The 2,145-nt window shown below is 38.9% G+C and carries 2 protein-coding genes; both read right to left on the bottom strand.

The window, feature by feature from the left end; translation table 11 throughout:
- Positions 1–151 precede the first annotated feature (151 nt).
- Positions 152–913 carry an SDR family oxidoreductase gene (locus tag GC098_RS10080; RefSeq protein ID WP_171643050.1) on the bottom strand — a complete coding sequence of 254 codons (762 nt, stop codon included), beginning with the start codon at positions 911–913 and terminating at the stop codon, positions 152–154.
- 1 nt (position 914) lies between these two features.
- The gene (locus tag GC098_RS10075) at positions 915–1,325 is read right to left on the bottom strand and encodes a MerR family transcriptional regulator (protein ID WP_171643049.1); all 411 of its coding nucleotides are present in this window, start codon (positions 1,323–1,325) and stop codon (positions 915–917) included.
- Positions 1,326–2,145 lie beyond the last annotated feature (820 nt).

Below are 2,145 nucleotides of genomic sequence, written 5' to 3'. Positions count from 1 at the left end.
TTAGTTGAATTAGGAATGGGTAACTATAAAAAAGCAAAACTCGCCAACACTACGGCGAGTTTTGCTTTTTTATATGCCAACGCGAAGTCAAAACAACTGTCATTTTGATTTAAAATTTCGGAAAAAACCTACACAGTGGCAGCAGCTTTAGTTATTCAATTAGGTTTTTCGTGGCCTTATACAGATTTTCCACGTATACGTCTACTTCATCTCGTGTCATGCGTAAGCGATTCACAGAAGTACCATATCCAATTTCCTTTTTACCCTCTTCTAATCCTTTGAAAATTCCATCTGCGAAGGCATCTAATGGTTCTCCTTGGGTATGCACCCCCGCTCCACCTAAATTTGTATTCACTGCCGGAGGAGCAACTTCAATTACTTCTACAGACGTTTCAGAAAGTTGGTGTCTTAGACTCATTGTAAATGAATGAAGCGCCGCTTTTGATGCTGAATAAATCGGAGCAATTGCAAACGGTGTAAAAGCTAACCCAGATGTCACGTTGATGATAGTCGCCTCTTCTTTTGTTGCAAAAAATGGTGCGAACATCATTGAGAGATGGAATGGTGCTTCAATGTTGGTTGTGATTTCTTTACTGAAATAACTCCAATTGTTTTTCGCATCCGATTTTAACACATTAAAGCGTTGTTGGATCCCTGCGTTGTTAACTAACACATTCACTTCTGGATAGTTCGCTGTTACCCAATCAAACAATGCGACACGCTCGGATTCAATATCCAAATCACTTACATGAGTAATAATGCTAGGGAATTTTTCTTTCGCATTTTGAAGTGCATTTTCACGTCGTCCACAAACAATGACTTTATTTCCAGCTTTGATAAAGCGCTCTGCAAAAGCTAATCCTATTCCAGTACTTCCGCCTGTAATAAGTATTGTATTTCCTGAAAGTTTCATTCTAATTCCTCTTTTCCAATATTTTTTCATCTTCTCTTGCTTCTTTTCTTTCCTGAGTATACTTTGTATAACGTGTAATTTTTACGTCAATTCCTTTTAAGGCTTCTTGCATTAGCGAAATTTCAGCTAGTACAGCTTGCTTGTGATTCTTCATCATTTCAAGTCGCAATTCAGTAGTACTATCTCCCTCTACTACCCAATCAACATATTGTTTGATTCCACTTATTGGCATATGCGTGTTTTTTAGATAAATAATGATTCCAAGGAAAGTAATTTGATCTTCTGAAAATAACCGCCTCCCAGCTTCATCACGCTCAACTTGTGGTAGTAGTCCTTTTTTTTCATAATAACGTATCGTTGATTCTGGAATATCGAGTTTGGCTGAAACTTCGCTAATTGAATAATACTTCATCTGGAGGCCTCCAAATTTTATATTTCATGTCGACAGGAATATGATACGACTTAAACTATGGTTTAAGTCAACAAAAAAATATTTTAGTCTGTCGAAGGCTAAAAAAATTGAATCCATTGGTGAGACCACAGAAAAAGTCACTCTTTTTCTGTGGCATTGATCGGGGGGGGAATTATTCGCTCGATGCCATCCTGCGATTGTAACAGTCAATGTTATTGCCCCTAGTCCGACTGATTCTGAGTGGATGACAGACGCGATTAAAGAATTTATTTTTCCAAAGTTTCTATGTGTCGAGTAATATGTTGGAGAGTTGTTGCACTAATGGGTAAGCTAGCTAAATAAACTGTACCACGAGGCTGCCGTAGATTGGCAGCCTCGCTGTGTTAAATGGAGTTAAATGCAGGTATCAAGTAACATCTATATAGACGAAGATGGAGATTACATGGAGGATATTTCAAAGTTGGTAGAAGTACCGGTTACAGCGAAATTCGCCGCACATACTCAAGGAATGCTAAAATAGATCTTGAATAATTTTTATAAATGCACAGATCTCCAGAAGTACGGATCATTGCGCTAACGGGACACGATAGCTCCATAATATTGTAGTACCGAGGCTCCCGGTGATTCACTCGGCAGCCTATTCCGCTCCCTCAGAGAATAAGTGTTTTCTCACGAATACTCGCTCATTCGCAGGATTTCAATATGCATGTTAAATAGGAGTTCAGGTGTTTAGGCATTGTGTGGCAGGCAGTTCCGTTAGAGCGCATGCGGGAATAGAAGGTGCTGTTCACATTTACAACATCTTCCACGAAAAAGTTAT

It is taken from the genome of Paenibacillus phytorum, assembly GCF_013141715.1.
Lineage (GTDB): Bacteria > Bacillota > Bacilli > Paenibacillales > NBRC-103111 > Paenibacillus_E > Paenibacillus_E phytorum.
The sequence above is the reverse complement of the archived record's forward strand: the minus strand, read 5'-3'. Positions and strand labels throughout refer to the sequence as shown.